The organism is Paraburkholderia sp. SECH2 (assembly GCF_030464795.1).
In the GTDB taxonomy this organism is placed as follows: domain Bacteria; phylum Pseudomonadota; class Gammaproteobacteria; order Burkholderiales; family Burkholderiaceae; genus Paraburkholderia; species Paraburkholderia aspalathi.
The window spans coordinates 542,194-558,783 of the sequence record NZ_JALPRH010000001.1 but is presented as its reverse complement, the minus strand read 5'-3'; the positions used below and the strand labels follow the sequence as shown (position 1 = coordinate 558,783).

The 16,590-nt window shown below is 60.6% G+C and carries 15 protein-coding genes; 9 read left to right on the top strand and 6 right to left on the bottom strand.

The features are described 5' to 3' along the window. Positions 1-103 precede the first annotated feature (103 nt). The 3 genes from M0D66_RS02535 to M0D66_RS02525 are packed head-to-tail and all read left to right on the top strand — an operon-like array spanning position 104 to position 4,309. A complete protein-coding gene (locus tag M0D66_RS02535) occupies positions 104-1,246 on the top strand; it encodes an HlyD family secretion protein (protein WP_234486619.1) in 1,143 nt (380 codons plus the stop codon). After that, positions 1,239-2,837 carry an MDR family MFS transporter gene (locus M0D66_RS02530; RefSeq protein WP_200618975.1) on the top strand — a complete coding sequence of 533 codons (1,599 nt, stop codon included), beginning with the start codon at positions 1,239-1,241 and terminating at the stop codon, positions 2,835-2,837. The genes M0D66_RS02535 and M0D66_RS02530 overlap by 8 nt, the downstream gene beginning before the upstream one ends. A gap of 17 nt (positions 2,838-2,854) precedes the next feature. After that, positions 2,855-4,309 (top strand): efflux transporter outer membrane subunit, encoded by a 1,455-nt coding sequence (locus M0D66_RS02525; RefSeq protein WP_200651822.1) that lies wholly within the window; start codon positions 2,855-2,857, stop codon positions 4,307-4,309. A gap of 8 nt (positions 4,310-4,317) precedes the next feature. Here the strand turns inward: M0D66_RS02525 and M0D66_RS02520 are convergent, their stop codons facing one another. Next, entirely contained in the window at positions 4,318-5,841 is a 1,524-nt protein-coding gene (locus M0D66_RS02520; protein ID WP_266208897.1) for a PLP-dependent aminotransferase family protein, read from the bottom strand. A 140-nt stretch (positions 5,842-5,981) separates the two neighbouring features. Here M0D66_RS02520 and M0D66_RS02515 point away from each other — a divergent pair, with 140 nt between their 5' ends. Continuing rightward, on the top strand, positions 5,982-6,641 hold the full coding sequence (locus tag M0D66_RS02515) for an FMN-binding negative transcriptional regulator (RefSeq protein WP_093636816.1): 660 nt from the start codon (positions 5,982-5,984) through the stop codon (positions 6,639-6,641). A 60-nt stretch (positions 6,642-6,701) separates the two neighbouring features. Here the strand turns inward: M0D66_RS02515 and M0D66_RS02510 are convergent, their stop codons facing one another. Together M0D66_RS02510 and M0D66_RS02505 are read right to left on the bottom strand one after the other, a co-directional pair. Further along, positions 6,702-7,865: a M20 aminoacylase family protein gene (locus tag M0D66_RS02510; RefSeq protein ID WP_266208896.1), complete on the bottom strand. Its 1,164-nt coding sequence runs from the start codon at positions 7,863-7,865 to the stop codon at positions 6,702-6,704. A gap of 36 nt (positions 7,866-7,901) precedes the next feature. After that, positions 7,902-9,131, bottom strand: coding sequence for a diaminopropionate ammonia-lyase (locus M0D66_RS02505; protein WP_266208895.1), 1,230 nt, complete (start codon positions 9,129-9,131; stop codon positions 7,902-7,904). Between the two features lie 170 nt (positions 9,132-9,301). Between M0D66_RS02505 and M0D66_RS02500 the strand changes: the two genes are divergently transcribed. After that, positions 9,302-9,778, top strand: a complete 477-nt coding sequence (locus tag M0D66_RS02500; protein WP_093636822.1) for an Lrp/AsnC family transcriptional regulator — start codon at positions 9,302-9,304, stop codon at positions 9,776-9,778. A gap of 26 nt (positions 9,779-9,804) precedes the next feature. Here the strand turns inward: M0D66_RS02500 and M0D66_RS02495 are convergent, their stop codons facing one another. After that, positions 9,805-10,443: a TetR/AcrR family transcriptional regulator gene (locus M0D66_RS02495; protein ID WP_266209129.1), complete on the bottom strand. Its 639-nt coding sequence runs from the start codon at positions 10,441-10,443 to the stop codon at positions 9,805-9,807. 227 nt (positions 10,444-10,670) lie between these two features. Here M0D66_RS02495 and M0D66_RS02490 point away from each other — a divergent pair, with 227 nt between their 5' ends. After that, positions 10,671-11,072 carry a nuclear transport factor 2 family protein gene (locus M0D66_RS02490; protein WP_266208894.1) on the top strand — a complete coding sequence of 134 codons (402 nt, stop codon included), beginning with the start codon at positions 10,671-10,673 and terminating at the stop codon, positions 11,070-11,072. A 48-nt stretch (positions 11,073-11,120) separates the two neighbouring features. Continuing rightward, entirely contained in the window at positions 11,121-11,876 is a 756-nt protein-coding gene (locus M0D66_RS02485; protein WP_266208893.1) for an SDR family oxidoreductase, read from the top strand. A 118-nt stretch (positions 11,877-11,994) separates the two neighbouring features. Here M0D66_RS02485 and M0D66_RS02480 read toward each other — a convergent pair whose 3' ends face one another. Continuing rightward, on the bottom strand, positions 11,995-12,912 hold the full coding sequence (locus M0D66_RS02480) for a LysR family transcriptional regulator (protein WP_266208892.1): 918 nt from the start codon (positions 12,910-12,912) through the stop codon (positions 11,995-11,997). A gap of 139 nt (positions 12,913-13,051) precedes the next feature. Here M0D66_RS02480 and M0D66_RS02475 point away from each other — a divergent pair, with 139 nt between their 5' ends. Together M0D66_RS02475 and M0D66_RS02470 are read left to right on the top strand one after the other, a co-directional pair. Then, the gene (locus tag M0D66_RS02475; protein ID WP_200565100.1) at positions 13,052-13,816 is read left to right on the top strand and encodes an SDR family oxidoreductase; all 765 of its coding nucleotides are present in this window, start codon (positions 13,052-13,054) and stop codon (positions 13,814-13,816) included. A 362-nt stretch (positions 13,817-14,178) separates the two neighbouring features. Then, entirely contained in the window at positions 14,179-14,511 is a 333-nt protein-coding gene (locus M0D66_RS02470) for a hypothetical protein (protein ID WP_093636838.1), read from the top strand. 327 nt (positions 14,512-14,838) lie between these two features. On the opposite strand, the gene M0D66_RS02465 is transcribed toward M0D66_RS02470, so the two are convergent. After that, on the bottom strand, positions 14,839-16,506 hold the full coding sequence (locus M0D66_RS02465) for an alkaline phosphatase family protein (RefSeq protein WP_266208891.1): 1,668 nt from the start codon (positions 16,504-16,506) through the stop codon (positions 14,839-14,841). Positions 16,507-16,590 lie beyond the last annotated feature (84 nt).

Sequence of the window (16,590 nt, the reverse complement as noted above, 5' to 3'; positions counted from 1 at the left end):
TTCTCCATTACGCGTAGTGCGGGAATTCGTAAGAAATATATCACTTGACACAATTTGATCAACTGGAATAATTGTGCCACGTGGAAACAATTGGACCGATACGATGTCAGCGACTGCAGGCTCTCCCTCCCGCCCGATACCCGCCGAAGATTCGCCCGCAGCAGGCGCGAGGCGTCCCAGCCGGCGCACGGTGCTGATCGCGCTCGGCGTGGTCGCGCTGATCGTCGGCGCCGTCTGGCTCGCCCGCTGGTGGACCGTGGGCCGCTTCATCGAAAGCACCGACGACGCCTATCTGCAGGCCGACAGCGTCACCGTGGCGCCCAAGATTGCCGGTTACGTTACGGAAGTTTACGTCGCGGACAACCAGGTCGTGAAGCCGGGCGATCCGCTTGTTCATCTCGACGCCCGCCAGTATCAGGTCGCGCTCGACCAGGCGCGGGCCACGATCGATGCCCGCAAGGCCGACATCGAACGCGCGCAGGCGGACATCAAACAGCAGCAGTCCAACATTGCGCAGGCCCAGGCGCAGCAGCAGGTGGCGCGCGTGAGTGCGCAGCATGCGAGCGACGAAGTGCGGCGCTACGCGCCGCTCGTCGCCACCGGCGCTGAAAGCAGCGAACGGTTGGCGGAATTGACCAGCAGCCGCGATCAGGCGAACGCCACGCTCGCCGCGAATGCGGCGGCGGTCGAGGCCGCACGCTCGCAGATCGGTTCGGCTACCGCACAGCTCGCGCAGGCGCGCGCGCAGCTCGAAGCCGCTCAGGCCAGCGCGCAGCAATCGCAACTCGATCTCGACAACACTGTGGTGCGCAGTGTCCTTGGCGGCAAGGTCGGCGATCGCACCGTGCGCGTGGGTCAGTACGTGCAACCTGGCACGCGGATGCTGACGGTCGTGCCGGTCCAAAGCACCTATTTGCTAGCGAATTTCAAGGAAACGCAGGTGGGCGGGATGCGCGTGGGTCAGCCGGTGGAAATGCATGTAGACGCGTTGCCCGGTCATACGCTGCACGGCGTGATCGACAGTTTCTCGCCAGGCACGGGTTCGCAATTCGCATTGCTGCCGCCGGAAAATGCCACGGGCAACTTCACCAAGATCGTGCAGCGCGTGCCCGTGCGGATTCGCATCGACACGGGCACGGAGACGCGCAGCGTGCTCTTGCCGGGGCTGTCAGTAACCGTGGATGTCGACACACGTTCGGCGCGCGATCGTGACGCACGTATCGACAGCGAGAACCATCGTGGCTGAATCGGGAACCGCAACTCCCGCCGCCGCACCGCGCGGGGAAGAGCGAGCCAGCGTCGGCGACTGGATCGCCGTCGCCGCGGGCGCGCTCGGCGCCCTGATGGCGACGCTCGACATCTCGATCACGAACTCCGCGCTGCCGCAGATCCAGGGCGAAATCGGCGCCACCGGTACGGAAGGCACCTGGATTTCGACCGGCTATCTGATGTCGGAAATCGTGATGATTCCGCTGGCGGCGTGGCTTACTCGCGTGTTCGGCCTGCGCAACTTTCTGCTCACCAATGCGGCGCTTTTCATTGCCTTTTCGATGATGTGCGGCTGGTCGCACACCTTACCCATGATGATCGCCGGCCGAATCGGCCAGGGCTTCACGGGCGGCGCGCTGATTCCGACGGCGCAGACCATCATCCGCACACGCTTGCCGCTATCGCAGATGCCGGTCGGCATGACCATGTTCGGCTTGATCGTATTGCTCGGGCCGCTGCTTGGACCGGTCGTCGGTGGCTGGCTCGCGGAGAACATCAGCTGGAGCTGGTGCTTCTTCATGAATCTGCCGATCTGCCTTGCGCTGATGACGCTGTTGATCGTCGGCCTGCCGTCAGACCGGCCGCACTGGGAGGCGTTTTTCAAGGCGGATTGGCTTGGCATCGTCGGTCTGGCGATCGGCCTCAGTTCGCTCACGGTCGTGCTCGAGGAAGGCCAGCGCGAGCGCTGGTTCGAATCGTCGATGATTGTGTCGCTCACCTGCGTGTCGCTCTTCGGCATGATCCTGATCGCCGCCTCGCAAATGACCGCAAAGAAGCCGATCGTGCGCCTGGGTCTGATGCGCAACCCGAATTACGCGAGCGTGATCGTGATTGTGTCCGCGGTCGGCGCAGCGCTTTATGGTGTGTCGTATCTGCTGCCGCAGTTTCTCGGGGTGGTCGCGGGCTACAACGCGGAACAGTCCGGCGCGATCATGCTGCTTTCCGGGCTGCCCGCCTTCATGATCATGCCGATCCTGCCGCGGCTGCTCGGCAAGGTCGATTTCCGCGTGCTGGTGATTACCGGGCTGGTGTTGTACGCAATCAGCTGCATGATCGACATTGAGTTGACGGCGCAGAGCGTCGGGCACGATTTCATCTGGTCGCAACTGATACGCGGCACCGCCCAGATGCTCGCGATGATGCCGCTCAATCAAGCGTCGATGGCGGCCGTGTCGCGCGAAGATTCCGGCGACGCCGCCGGTCTCTACAACATGGCGCGCAACCTAGGCGGATCGATCGGCCTTGCGATCATCGGGACCGTGATCGACCGGCGCACGACCTTTCATACCGCGATGATCCGCGAGTCGGTCAGTGCCAATTCGCTGATCGGGCAGGAGAGCCTGACGGCGAACGCGGCGAACTGGTTCGCCCATACGGGCGACATGGCGTACTCGCAGGTGCGCGCGCTTGGGCAACTCGGCGCGCAAATCCAGCAGCAGGCCATCGTGATGACCTATTCGGAGACCTTCTATCTGCTCGGCATCGCGCTGATCGCCTGCATTCCGCTTGCGCTGCTTCTGAAAACACCCAGCCGGAACGCACCGCCGCCTTCTTCCGCCGGACACTAATGTCTTTTCATCACACCATGATGTTCAACCGTCCCTCGTCTATCGCACTGGTCGCCGTCGTGCTTTTGTCCGCCTTGTCGGGTTGCACGGTCGGCCCGGATTATCACGGCGCGCCGCCGGTTGCGCAGGACGCCCGCAGCAGCGCGACCTTCGTGCGTGCGCCGGCTGCCGGTACGACCGCGACGCCCGCGCCGAACCAGTGGTGGCTCGCATTCAACGATCCGCAGCTGAACGATCTCATCGCCGCGGCCTTTGCGCATAGTCCCGACGTGCATATTGCGCAGGCCCGCTTGCGGGAATCGCGTTCACAACTGCAGAAGCAACGTGCGAACGAATTGCCGAAAATCTCCGGCGATGCTGCAGCGCTGCGCATGCGCTCGCCTGATCTGAGTTCGCTCAGCTCAGGCAGTAGCACATCGTCGGGTCGCGGCCCGTTGCAGCTCTACACCGCAGGCTTCGACGCCACGTGGGAAATCGATCTGTTTGGCGGCACGCGGCGCGCTATCGAAGCGGCGTCCGCGGATGCGGAAGCCGTCGACGCCGATCTCGCGGACACCCAGGTGTCGCTCGCGGCTGAGGTTGCGCAGGTCTACATCGAACTGCGCGACCAGCAGACGCGGCTTGAACTCGCGCGGCGTCAGGCAGAGACCGAACAGAAGATGTTGACGCTCACGCAGCAGCGCCGGGAGCGTGGCACGGCAGCAGACCTCGATGTGGAACGCCTGAGCACGCAGGTTGAAAACACACGCGCAACGCTGATTCCGCTTGACGCGCAACTGACCGATTCGCTCGATCGTCTCGCCGTACTGACCGGCCGTGAGCCCGGCGCGCTAGACCAGCAACTCGCAGGTACACGGCCGCTGCCGGCGTTGCCCGGGACAGTGGCGATCGGCGATCCGTCGGCGATGTTGCAGCAGCGTCCCGACATTCGCGCGGCGGAGCGGCGGCTTGCGTCGAGCAATGCGCAGATCGGCGAACACATCGCGGATTTTTTCCCGAAGGTGACGTTGCTCGGCGATATCGGCTTCAGCGCGGGCGATCCGGGGCATCTCGTGCGCAAGAACAATTTCAGTTGGATCACCGCGCCGTATCTGCAATGGAACGCGTTCGATTTTGGCCGCACACTGGGCAGCGTGCACGCAGCCGAGGCATCGCGCGACGAAGCCGAGGCGCGTTATACGAAGGCCGTGCTCGGTGCGCTGCAGGACGCGAACTCGTCGCTCTCGCGCTATGGGCATCAGCGCGATCATGTCGTCACGCTGCAAAAGGTGGAAACCTCAGCAAGCCACTCGGCCACGCTGATGCGGCAGCGCTATTCCGCCGGTGTCGCCACGCTGATCGATCTGCTCGACACGCAACGCGAAGAATTCACCGCGCAGCAGAATGTGGTCGCGGGACAGGCCGAATTGCTCAAGGACTTTGTGTCACTGCAGAAGAGTCTTGGCATCGGCTGGCAAGCGCAGCAAGGCTAGTGCGCGGGTTACGCTTTAACGGTAGCGGCGCCCTGCGGATTCGCACGGTGCGCCGCTTTTGCCGCAGCCGCGATACACGCGGCGAGACGTTGAGTAGCAATTTCAATTTCGGCGTCGCTGAAACCGCCGAGACCCAGTATCAGACCCATCGGACCTTTTCCACCTGAATACATGGGTGACACCGCTCGTACAGCAACCCCACTTTCGCCTGCCAACGACGCCACCAATTTATCGTCGACGCCCCCACCAAGCCAAAGCACAAGGTGCATGCCCTGATCGCTCGGCTGCAACCAGGCGACCTCTTTCGGCAGCAGTCGCTCGAGCGTCTCGATGATGCATGCGCGGCGATCCGCATAGACGCCACGAATACGCCGGATGTGACGATCCAGATGGCCTTCAGCGATGAAAGCCGCCAGTACATGCTGATCTGCGTTCGGGGGATTGCGATCCATGAGCACGCGCGCGCCGCAGAATGCCTCCACGAGGTTCTGCGGGACAACCGCATAGCCGAGCCGCAATGATGGAAACAGGATCTTGCTAAAGGTGCCGAGATAGACCACCCGGTTAGGGTCGAGCCCCTGGAGTGACGGAAACGGATGTCCCGCATAACGCAGTTCGCTGTCGTAGTCGTCTTCGACCACCCAGGCGTTGTTCGCGCGGGCCCACGCCAACAGCGCGTTGCGCCGCGCCATACTCAATGGCATTCCGAGAGGATATTGGTGCGACGACGTGACGAATGCCGCCCGTGCGTGTGGTGCCAGCTTGATACCCTCATCGACGTTGAGGCCCTCCGCATCAACGGGTACCCGGATCATGCGTTCCGGGCGACCGGTGCTTTCCAGAATAGCCGTAATGCCCCGATACGCCGGGTCCTCCACCCACGCCGACGCGTCGCCATCGAGTAGCACCTGGCATGACAGGTAAAGGCCTTGTTGAGTGCCGCTCGTGATGATCACCTGGTCCGCCTCGCAACGAACCGAGCGCGATTTCCTGACATAGTCGGCCACCGCTGCGCGCAGCGCCAGCGCCCCTTGCGGGTCGCCATACCCGGCCGGAGCGCCGGGTCCGCGGGCGCGCAGCCGGTTGCCGAGCCGGCGCCAGACATCATCTGGAGCGGCAGGGCCAATGGGTACCGAAACGGCGAAAGGCGCCTGCGGTACGGCAGAAAACTGACGTGCAACCTGTGCGAAAAGATGGGCGCGTTCTGGAAGCGGGGCAGTTTCAACGGATGAGGACCGCCCTCGGACATCGGCAGGGAGCGTCAATGATTGCGCCACGCGCGTGTCGGAGCCAGGCTGCGATTGCAGAAAGCCTTCGGCGATCAGTTGCTCGAATGCCTCGACGACGGTTCCCCGTGCAACATGCAAGGACGCAGCTAAGGTGCGCGTGGAGGGGAGCACTTCACCGGGTTTGAGGTCGCCACGGCGGACGGCCTCGCGGAGTGCCTGGGCGAGCTGGCGGCCCAAATGGCCCGCAGCTCGATCCAGCATGCCGATCGCCGGAACTTCCACCGCTTTCGGTTTGCGAGCCATGGCTTTCTGGTCCAAAGAAAATGATCCAAACTGGTTCTACAATATAAACCAGTTTGCCGCCACAATTCTTTCCAGGCCTGCCGCACCGGCGTTGCCTGCAATGAGGGTTAGCGCATCGCTGCACTCATCACGGAGCCCCTATGTACGTACCCACTCATTTTGATGAACCGCGCACCGAGGTGCTGCACTCGCTGATCACAGAGAATCCGTTCGGCACGCTGATCACGCATGGCAAAAGTGGTCTGGACGCCAACCACATTCCGTTTGATCTGAAAGCCGGCGAGGGCGCGTACGGCGTCCTTCATGCTCACGTGGCTCGCGCCAATCCGGTCTGGCAGGACGTGGCCAACGGGGACGAGGTACTGGTCGTGTTTCGCGCGGGCGACGCTTACATCTCGCCCAACTGGTATCCGAGCAAGCACGAGTTGCACAAGCAGGTGCCGACATGGAACTACAGGGTGGTCCACGCGCACGGCCGGGTGACCATCCGCGATGACGAACGCTATGTTCGCGGGCTGGTCGCTCGCCTCACGCGGACTCATGAAGCCTCCCAGACTCGTCCGTGGAAGATGACGGACAGCACCGCCGACTACATCGATATGATGCTCAAGGCGATTGTCGGCGTTGAGATCGAAATCACGCGCCTGGTCGGGAAGATCAAGCTCGGCCAGAACAAGGAAGTGCGGGATATCGAAGGGGCGGGCGCTGCTCTCAACGAGCGGGGAGAAAACGTGATCGGCGAAGCCATGCTTGAGTGCGCCGCGATAAAGGCTGCGAAGGCGGGTGATTCCCCCGCCTGACGCTCATCAAAAACCGCGGCCAGCGCCGGTCTCTGATGCCGGGCAGGAAGGGGACGTAGCTCAGGCAGAAGGGAGCGCGAGCCGCGCGATTTCAGCAAAATATCGCGCACCGGTGAGCAAGATCTCGTCGTTGAAATCGTAGGTGGCGTTGTGGAGCGGAGTACTCCCTTCCTTCCCCGTCTCACCATTGCCGATGAATATGAAGTTGCCCGGCACCGCCTGAAGGAACGCGCCGAAATCCTCGGAGATCATCATGGGTTGTACGCTGGCGTCGACGTTATCTGCGCCTACGATATTGCGCGCGGCCGAAACGGCAAGGTCCACATATTCCGGTGAATTCACCGTAGGCGCGAATTCGTGCGTGTATTCGAACGCACATTCAGCCCCGTGCGCGTGGCAGATCCCTTCGCTGATTTCTAGCATGCGGTTTGCCAGCATGGTCCGGACTTCGGGAATGTAGCTGCGTGTGTCGCCCTTGATCGTTACGTTCGACGGGATGACGTTGCGGATGCCATCCGTAATGAACTCCGTGCAGGAGATCACCGCCTGCAGGCTTGGATCGAGGTTGCGGGACACGATTGTCTGCAATGCCAGCACGATTTGCGACGCGATCACAATCGGATCGACGCCCATGTGCGGTCTCGCTGCATGCGTGCCACAGGCTTTGATATGGATGACGAAATTGTCTTCGCTGGCCATAATGCCGCCCGCGCGTGTCGCGAAGGTTCCGGCGGCCATACCGGGCATGTTGTGCGCGCCAAAGATCGCGTCGACAGGATATCGCTCGAAAAGCCCGTCGTTCATCATCGCTTTCGCACCGCGGCCATGTTCTTCGGCCGGTTGAAAAATGAATCGTACGGTGCCGTTGAAATTCTTCTTTTCGGCAAGCAGGCGCGCCGCGCCGAGAATCATCGACATATGTCCGTCGTGTCCGCAGGCGTGCATCTTGCCTTGCGTTCGCGAGGCATACGGGCGGTCCGGTGCGTTCTCCGCGATATTCAGTGCATCCATGTCGGCGCGCAGACCAATCACACCTCGGCCGTTGCCAACCGTAAGATTGGCGACGAGTCCGGTGCCGCCGATTCCTCGGTGCACGTCGAGGCCGAGGGCCTTCAAGGCGCGCGCGACATAGTCCGAAGTCGCGACTTCCTCGAAGCCGGTTTCCGGGTTCTGGTGCAGATGCTGACGCCAATTCTTCAACTGCGATTGCAAGGCGATTTCCATAACGTCTATCCCTTTCCGATAGCCATTCAGGTTGTCTTATCGAACCGCGGCTTCGAGCCATTGAGCCTGACGTGAAAGCACCGAGTCGGCCGTTTCACCCACACATTCACGGTAGACCGACGGCGCCGTCGCTCCCTCAGTGCTGATCACCAGAACGCGCGAATCTTTGTTCAGGCCGGCGGCGCGTGCCAGTTGCGAATCCTGCATGAGGACTTCGAGGCCCGCGTAGCCCGCTGCGCCGGATTCACCGACTACCAGCGGAACGTCCGCACCCGTTCCAACTGCGAGCGTGCGCATCGCGGTAATCGCGTCTTCGTCGCTGATCGTCATGAAATCGTCCACGCACAACTCGAGGATTTTCCACGCGAGCGGTGAAGCTTCGCCGCATGCAAGGCCCGCCATGATTGAATCGACGGAGCCGGTTGCTTTCGTCGCTCGGCCTTCGCGCGCGCTTTGATACAGGCAATCTGCCTGTTGCGGCTCGACGACAACGAAGCGGGGACGTTTGCTGCCGTGAATTTCCCAAAGATAGCTGGCGACCCCGGCAGCAAGACCGCCGACACCGCCTTGGAGAAATACATGGGTAAAAGCGCATTCGTCAGCATGACTTTCGGATTGCTCAACGATCTCGGCCGCGATCGCACCGTAGCCCTGCATGACGTCGCGAGGAATGGCTTCATATCCTTCATAGGATGTGTCTGAGACCACATGCCAAGCGTTGTCTTTTGCAAGGCGCGCAGCTTCTTCCACCGACTCGTCGTAGTTGCCCTTGATACGAATGATCTGCGCACCGTATGCAGCGATGGCCTGCTCGCGTTCAGCGCTCACGTTGGCGTGCAGGACGATCACGCAGTTGCATCCGATTGTTTGTGCCGCGGAGGCCAGGGCTTTGCCATGGTTGCCGTCGGTCGCGCTGATCACGACGAAGTTTGTGAGCATGTCCTTGTAGCGTCCCTGGATCAACCCCTTCGGGTCGAGATTGTGCTCGGGCCACAAACGCAAAATCAGGCGCACGAGCGCAATAGGCGCGCCCAGCGCCTTGAAGCTACCGAGTGGAGAGCGGACGGATTCGTCTTTGATGCACAGACGCGCCACGCCAAATCGCGCCGCCGCATCGGGAAGATCCCATAGCGGCGTAGCGGAGGAACCGAGAAGCGCCCAGTTCTTTAGCCATGCGCGGCTCTGTTCGGCGGCCTCCACATTGAGAATTACCTTCAGCTCGTTCGGGTAGTCGGTGTGCGACGCGCGCTCGTTCGCGATCAGCATTGCGGTGTGGCTCCTGTGAATGAATGTCGGGCAGGACCATCAGATTCCCCGCCGCTGGGAATCGATACGTCAGCCAATGCCAAAATAATATTGCTTGACGTGCTCAAATTAATCCCTAAATCTGGGGTCCCGGCGCAATAATTTCTCGCTTTCCTACAAGGACCCGCCTCATGGCTATCACTCTCGACGCTTTCGATCGCAAGCTGTTAGCCGAGGTCCAGCAGGACGCTCAACTCCCGCAAAACGAACTTGGCGCCCGGGTTAACCTCTCAACTGCCGCGGTGAACCGCCGTTTGCGCCGCCTCGCCGAAGACGGCGTGATTGACCGGTACACAGCGATCGTCGCGCCCGAAAAGGTGGGTTGTCCTCTCACCATCGTTTCAATGGTGGAAGTCGAGAGCGAACAGATCGACCTGCTCGATTCCATGAAGCGAACCTTTGAGCAATGCCCGCAGATCCAGCAGTGCTACTACGTCGCGGGGGAATGGGATTTCGTCTTGATCTTCACAGTGCGGGACATGGAGCAATACAACGACCTGACCCGGCAGTTGTTCTTTTCCAATAACAATGTGAAGCGCTTCAAGACGCTCGTGAGCATGAGCCGCGTGAAGGTTGGATTGGGCGTGCCTGTCGATATCGATGACTGAGGCACACCGCCGAACGGCACATTGGCTTACCGCCGCCGCGAACGTCCCCGCGATTGAGTTTCAGCCTGCGTCTCCACCGCAGCGAGCAGATGCTGGCGACCCTCGTCAAGAATTTCATCCGCAAGCGCCGGATCAACATCTGCAACAGCACGCGAAAGCAGTAGCGCACCGACCATCTGACTAAACAAAGTGATCGCCTTGCTGCGACCGCCTTCGCTGATCCCCTCGGTCTCTTCGATAACCTTGGCGAATCGGTCGAGGTTCACCGCGAGCCCCTCTGCGTAAGCGCCGCGTGCGACGTCGTCGAATCGGCGGGCGTCGCCTACAAAACCCGACCAGGGGCACCCCGCCTCAATATTCGCGCGATGCTCGGGCGACAGGTACCACTCAATGTTGTACTTGACCGGGTCAGCGCCAGATGACCTCGCGCCGTCGATCAGGGCGGCATAAGCCTCTCCCCCTTCATCCATCGCCTTTTCCATCACCGCGGCGACCAGCGCGTCTTTCGATTTGAAGTGGTTGTAGAAACCGCCCTGCGTAAAGCCCGCCGCCTTCATCAACTCGGCGAGACCGACCGCATCGACGCCACGCTCGCGAAACAGCTTTTCAGCCGCGGCCACGATTGCGTGCCGGTTTTCCATCGCTTGCTGTCTGGAAACACCCACTTTCCCCCCTTTGGTCGATAGCGACCCAATAAGACTCATCAAAAAATACAATGGTGATCACCATTGACATCGTCACGATGGCCGCCCACAATCCACTTCAATGACAATGTCATTCACCATTGTCTTAAGTATAGCCTTCTTTACCTGAGTGTCCAGGCAACAGGAGGCACCACGGTTATTCGACGCCTGAACGCGTCGTCACCTCACTCTTGAAAGAGGGCATCACCATGACGAAGACAACCCCTGAACAGAACAAGGCGCTCGTGCTGGAAGCATTCGACACCCTGTTCAACAAGCGCGACTACGCAGCCGCTGAGCGCTTTTGGTCCGATCGCTACGTCCAACATAGCGCTCATATCGCGCCAGGACGGGATGGCCTGTTCGACCTGATTCGCACGCTGCCCGACACCTTGCGCTATGAGAACCAACTGATTCTGGCCGAAGGCGACTACGTCATTGCACATGGGCGCTTCTCGGGACACGGCCGGCCCGCTGCGTGGATAGCAGCCGACGTCGTCCGTTTTGAAAACGGCAAGCTCGCCGAGCACTGGGACGTGCTTCAGGACGAAGCGATCCGGGCCGAATCAGCGAGCGGTCTGCCGATGTTCGGCGACAGCTTCCCTGCCTGACTACGCCAACCTCATCTACAGCAAATCAACTTCATCAGGAATACGATCATGAAACTCACCGGGAACACGATCTTCATCACGGGCGGCGGTTCGGGCATTGGCCGCGGGCTTGCCGAAGCACTCCACAAGCGCGGCAACAAGGTCATCATCAGCGGCCGCCGGCGCGGACATCTCGACGAGGTAGTGGCAGCGAATCCCGGCATGTCTGCAATCGAGCTCGACATTGCCGATCCGGCCAGCATCGAGAAGGTAGCGGCGCAACTGATTGCGGACTATCCCGACCTCAACGTGCTGATCAACAACGCTGGGATCATGGAGCCCGACCAGGCGGGCGGCCACATCGACGACGCGCTGCTGGTGTCCACCGTCACGACCAATCTCATCGGGCCGATCCGCATGACGTCGGCGCTGCTCGATCATCTCAAGACCCGGAACGACGCTGTCGTCGCCTATACAAGCTCGGTCCTCGCTTTCGTTCCGTTGGCCGTGACGTCGGTGTATTCGTCGACCAAGGCGGCGCTGCATTCGTACGTCCTCTCGCAACGCTTCATGTTGCGGGACACGGAGGTTCGCGTGCTCGAAATTGCACCGCCCTGGGTGCGCACGGACCTCATGAACAGCCGCGAGGCCGAACAGGCAATGCCGCTTGACGCCTTCATCGACGAAACGATCGCTGTCCTCGGAACGGACGCGGATGAGGTTCTGGTCGAAGGGGCGAAGGCGTTCCGCGCGAACCCGGGACCCGGAGAGCACGCCTTCGTCAATAACTTCAATGCGCAGATGATGGAAGTGTTCGGTGGGTGAGTGACTGCTTGCCGGATACGCGTCGCAGGCAAATCGGCGCGTATCCGGTGGCAGCAGCATCGAGCTTCAGCCGCGCCGGGTAGTGGCAAATCGTGAGCGGAGGCGACGTGACCTTCGTTCAACCTCCGTCATCCCGATCCCACGGCGGCACGCCGCCGAACGCCTCGACCAGAAAATCGACCACCGCGCGTATCTTTGCACTCAGATGCCGACGGCTCGGATACAACGCGAGCACGTCGATGTCAGGCAAGCGATAGTCAGGCAATACCTGAACCAGCTTGCCGGTGCGCAGGTCATTGCCGATAAGAAAGGTGGGTTGCCAGATCACGCCTTGCCCGGCGAGCGCAGCCGCACGTGCGGTATCGCCGTTGTTGGTATGCATGTGGCAGTTGACCTTCACGGTGTGCGCTTTGCGCTCACTGTCCATCAGTTGCCACTCGTCACCGGTGGCGGCGTACGAGTAGCCGATGCATTGATGCTCGATCAAGTCGGCTGGCTCAGCAGGGTATCCGCAACGCGCCAGGTACTCCGGCGACGCACACAGAATGTTTCTCGATGTCGCCAGCTTGCGTGCCGCGTGGCTGGTCGAACCGGCGCGTGAGATGCGGATGGCGAGGTCGTAGCCTTCCTCGACGATATCGACGACGCGGTCAATCAGCGCGACATCGAGTTCCACGCCGGGATATTTCCGCAAGAACTCGGGCCATAGCGGCGCCAGATGCAGAATGCCGAAGCTCACAGGCGCATTGATGCGCAATCGGCCGCGCGGTTCGACCGACGCCGATGACACAAGCCCCTCAGTCTCGGCGACATCGTCGAGAATCGATTTGCAGCGAGCGTAAAGCGTCTCGCCGCCCTCGGTCAGCGAAAGCCTGCGCGAAGTGCGATTCAGCAGACGTGTGCCCAGGTGCGCTTCCAGCTCATTCACGTAGCGGGTCACGTTGGCGGGCGACGTCTCGAGCGCATCGGCGGCGCGCGTGAAGCTGCCGCGGCTCACCACGGTCACGAAGACTTCATAAGCACGCAGCCGGTCCATGTCTTTCCCCGATCATTCACAAATGCTGAATGATATACCCATGTTTTGAGCCTTCCTGCGATAGTGACTGAAGCCTATATTGCTTCTCACGGACCAAGGCACTGGGCACTGGTCAACACACTGCAGCAGGAGATTGAACATGCAACGCTTATCAGGAAAAGTCGCGATCGTGACCGGCGCCAGCGCGGGAATTGGCCGTGCCACCGCAAAACTGTTCGCCGCGGAAGGCGCAAAAGTGGTGATCGCGGCGCGCCGCGAAGCTGAACTTGAAACGCTCGCAGCCGAAATTGCCAGCGAAGGCGGCGAGGCCGCGTTTCTGGCGGGCGACGTGCAGTCAGAGGACTACGCGAAAGCGCTGGTCGCGCTCGCCGTGAGCCGCTTCGGCCGGCTCGACATTGCCTATAACAACGCCGGCACGCTGGGCGAAATGGGCCCGACTTCGGGCGTGTCGGAAGCGGGCTGGTCGGCTGCTTTGGCGACCAATCTGACGAGCGCCTTTTTGGGTGCGAAGCACCAGATCCCCGAGATGGTGAAGCACGGTGGCGGGTCGGTTATCTTCACGTCGACGTTCGTTGGCTACTCATTCGCTTTCCCGGGCACCGCGGCATACGCCGCGAGCAAGGCCGGTTTGATTGGGCTGACGCAAGCGCTGGCTGCCGAGTATGGCCCGCAAGGTGTGCGCGTCAACGCCATTCTGCCTGGTGCCGTGGACACGCCGATGTATCGCGACATGAACGACACCGCCGAGTCGCAAGCCTTCGTGACCGGCTTGCATGCGCTCAAGCGCGTCGCACGGCCGGAAGAACTCGCCCGTTCGGTGCTGTATCTCGCGTCGGATGACTCGTCCTTCGTGACCGGTACTGCTTCGCTCGTCGATGGCGGCGCATCGATTACGCGGACGTAAATCTCTTGGTGGCATCTGATGTTCGGGATGCCTTCTTTGAAGAGATCCAGGCAATTAAAGAGCCGATATCGGGCGTTGAATTGACGAGCAATGCTGATTGCGCGGCTTCGCATTTACTTTTGCTCCAAAGCAGGGCGTAGTTGGGACGCGATCTTGCATGAACAAAGCTTCGTGCTGCAGTGCAACGACATTGAACGCTAGCGATAGAGAATGGTAGCCGCACTGGTCATCCCGGTGTGGCTTCTCGTCTGATTATTGATTGTGTTCACGTTGCGAGGCAAATGACGCCTGCAAGACTCAAGCTTCGACATCTGCGCGCCGTTATACGGGTTACAACCGTAAAAACTCGGGGGAGAACGGCGATGAGCAACGATGAGCGTCTTCGGCGTGAATTCTATGTGAACCCGGCTTCCTATTGCCGGGTGATGTCCGTTGTCTCGGCCGTCACCTTCGGTCTCTACCGGGTGGAGGGCGGCGGAACGGTCGGCATGCTTTCCGTCCGCTGGGAAAAACTGGGCAACGAGGTCGTGCCGCAACTGCATGCTTACTATGACAGTTGGCGCGTACTTGCTTCGTTCTCTGATGTTCTCGCGCGGATGAGCGAAGTGGCGGGATCATCCTGCTCGCCCGAAGACTTGTGTCAGATCTTGCTGGATTGCGGATTCGTCAATCGAATCGAGTCGAACCGGGAATGACTGATAGCGATCAACCGTCGATCACTCACCAGATATCAGTCTTAACAGGAAGGAAATCGTAATCATGTCAGTAACGGTTCGCGTGGAGTATCAGTATTGCCAACATGGCAAGAAAGCGGTTCAGACAGGAAGTGACGTGCTAACCGTGTCAGAAGATACCAAGAGCGCGATTCTCGCTATGTTGCGGCTCCTGCATCCGCGTTGGGAGTCGATCAAGGTGCTGTCTACGTCCCCGGCGACGCCGTCAGAAACGACTTCGAGTAGTTAAAAACGGCATCGTCGGTGAAGCGAGTGCGCGGTACTAGCCGCGCACTCGCTTCCAATCGCCTAGAAGCGCTCGCGATCGTAGCCCGGTAGCGCACGCGTTCCTTCAACAGCGACCGAGTGCAGCAGTTCAGGTTCCAGGTCGAGCAAACGCAGGATCGTCGGTGCGACCTGCGTGGTCGATACACGCTCGTCGTTGGTCCGGCCAGCGTGATGGGCGTGAGGCACGTAGACCACGAGACCAAGATGGCTGTCGTCGGGCGCGTTGCCGCCGTGCTCTTCGTCTTTAGCCGTACTCGAGGTATAGATGACCCCCGGGTTCGGCTGGACGACGATGTCAGGCGTGCGTCCGCGTGCCGGATCGCCAAACCACCCGTTCAACTGCGGGCCGTACAGAATGTACGCCTGCGGACCGTCCGCACAGATGCCGGGCGCGTTGCAGCTCAGGTTGTCTTTCAGGGTCTTCACGACTGCCGGCAATTGGCTTTGATCGCGCAACCAGATCAGGCCGACGTCGTCGGTCTGCACGAAACCCGTATCGACGAGCCCCGTTCCGTCATTGAGGTTGCCGCTTTTCGTACTGTTCTGCCCGAAGTTGCCGTTCGGGTCCAGATAGTTGTTTGCTTCAAGCAGTTTCGAAAGCGTGTCGCCGTTCTTGACCAGCTTCGAATGATCGGTCGGCGACTGCCCATGCTTCGCCGTGACGATGATCGCCGTCGACGAATAAAGGTTGTGCTGCTTGAGTTCGGACACGATGCGACCCAACGCGTTGTCCAGATAAGCAATCGCGCCGCTTACCTGCGGGCCCGGCGTGAAGCTCGCATCCAGATAGCCGCCGCCATTTGCGACCGTTGCCTTCTGGGCGACGCTCAGTGTCTGGAAGTTGGTGCCGAACACCGTCGGTATGTCGGCGCTGGATTGGCCAGTCGAATCCTTACCGTCAATTTCATTGATCAGCGACTGCACGTGCAGATTGTCGAACTTTTCCGTGTGCGTGTAGATGTCGATGTAGTTCGTATTGGTAGCCGGATCAATCGAGTTGATCTCGGTGCGCGAAAGATCGTCGACGCCTGTGCCGGACGGGCCATTGAGCCAGTCGTAGCCCCACGCATGTTTGTCCGCCCATGCGGTGCGAGCGCCTTTCACGTTTTGTTTGACCACTTCGAAGATCGTGTTGGTCTTCACATAATTGTGCGGATAGACGGGCGTACAGACGCCATTGACCAACGCATGCGGGATGGCTTGCGGATTGAACGTGCCGCCACCGTTGAGATGGGTCAGAGCGCCGCCGTTCTCGCCGTCGATGCCAGTGGTCTCGTCGAATACGACGTTCCAGCCTTGCTTGCCGGTGCAACTGCTATCGGACGGCGCGTAGAGCGTGCGGTCATACGATACGTCGTAGAAGAGGCCCGCGGATTTGGGCGAGCCACCGGTGACGAGCGCCGCGAGGCCCGGGAACGAATCCGAAAGATGTGGCGTGTGCGCGTTGGTGTAAGTCGTGCCCGACTTGGCCAGCAACGCAAGATTGGGGCATGCATTCGAACCGATACAGCGTGCGACGTCCTGCTCATGCAAGCCGTCGAAGCTAATCAGGAGCACATGTTTCACTGACTCATGCTCGTGATCGTGTTCATCGCTTGCCGCTGCACCCAGCGAATACAGTCCGGCCAGCAAGGCAACGCTCGCGCCAATGGCGCTTTGTGTACGCTTCCATCTCCTGATCGTCTTCATCTCTCGTCCTTTTGGTTGTTGCGAAACATTTGGTAAGCGGAGATGAATGTGCAGTGGAATTGAGTCGCCTGGATGAACCGACGC

What these genes read in the sequence shown, in the direction of transcription:
- M0D66_RS02475 (WP_200565100.1), top strand. Translation starts at nt 13,052, where the DNA reads ATGCAACGCTTATCAGGAAAAGTCGCGATCGTGACCGGCGCCAGCGCG.
- M0D66_RS02470 (WP_093636838.1), top strand. Translation starts at nt 14,179, where the DNA reads ATGAGCAACGATGAGCGTCTTCGGCGTGAATTCTATGTGAACCCGGCT.
- M0D66_RS02515 (WP_093636816.1), top strand. Translation starts at nt 5,982, where the DNA reads ATGTACGTACCCACTCATTTTGATGAACCGCGCACCGAGGTGCTGCAC.
- M0D66_RS02510 (WP_266208896.1), bottom strand. Translation starts at nt 7,865, where the DNA reads ATGGAAATCGCCTTGCAATCGCAGTTGAAGAATTGGCGTCAGCATCTG.
- M0D66_RS02520 (WP_266208897.1), bottom strand. Translation starts at nt 5,841, where the DNA reads ATGGCTCGCAAACCGAAAGCGGTGGAAGTTCCGGCGATCGGCATGCTG.
- M0D66_RS02480 (WP_266208892.1), bottom strand. Translation starts at nt 12,912, where the DNA reads ATGGACCGGCTGCGTGCTTATGAAGTCTTCGTGACCGTGGTGAGCCGC.
- M0D66_RS02465 (WP_266208891.1), bottom strand. Translation starts at nt 16,506, where the DNA reads ATGAAGACGATCAGGAGATGGAAGCGTACACAAAGCGCCATTGGCGCG.
- M0D66_RS02485 (WP_266208893.1), top strand. Translation starts at nt 11,121, where the DNA reads ATGAAACTCACCGGGAACACGATCTTCATCACGGGCGGCGGTTCGGGC.
- M0D66_RS02535 (WP_234486619.1), top strand. Translation starts at nt 104, where the DNA reads ATGTCAGCGACTGCAGGCTCTCCCTCCCGCCCGATACCCGCCGAAGAT.
- M0D66_RS02505 (WP_266208895.1), bottom strand. Translation starts at nt 9,131, where the DNA reads ATGCTGATCGCGAACGAGCGCGCGTCGCACACCGACTACCCGAACGAG.
- M0D66_RS02500 (WP_093636822.1), top strand. Translation starts at nt 9,302, where the DNA reads ATGGCTATCACTCTCGACGCTTTCGATCGCAAGCTGTTAGCCGAGGTC.
- M0D66_RS02490 (WP_266208894.1), top strand. Translation starts at nt 10,671, where the DNA reads ATGACGAAGACAACCCCTGAACAGAACAAGGCGCTCGTGCTGGAAGCA.
- M0D66_RS02525 (WP_200651822.1), top strand. Translation starts at nt 2,855, where the DNA reads ATGATGTTCAACCGTCCCTCGTCTATCGCACTGGTCGCCGTCGTGCTT.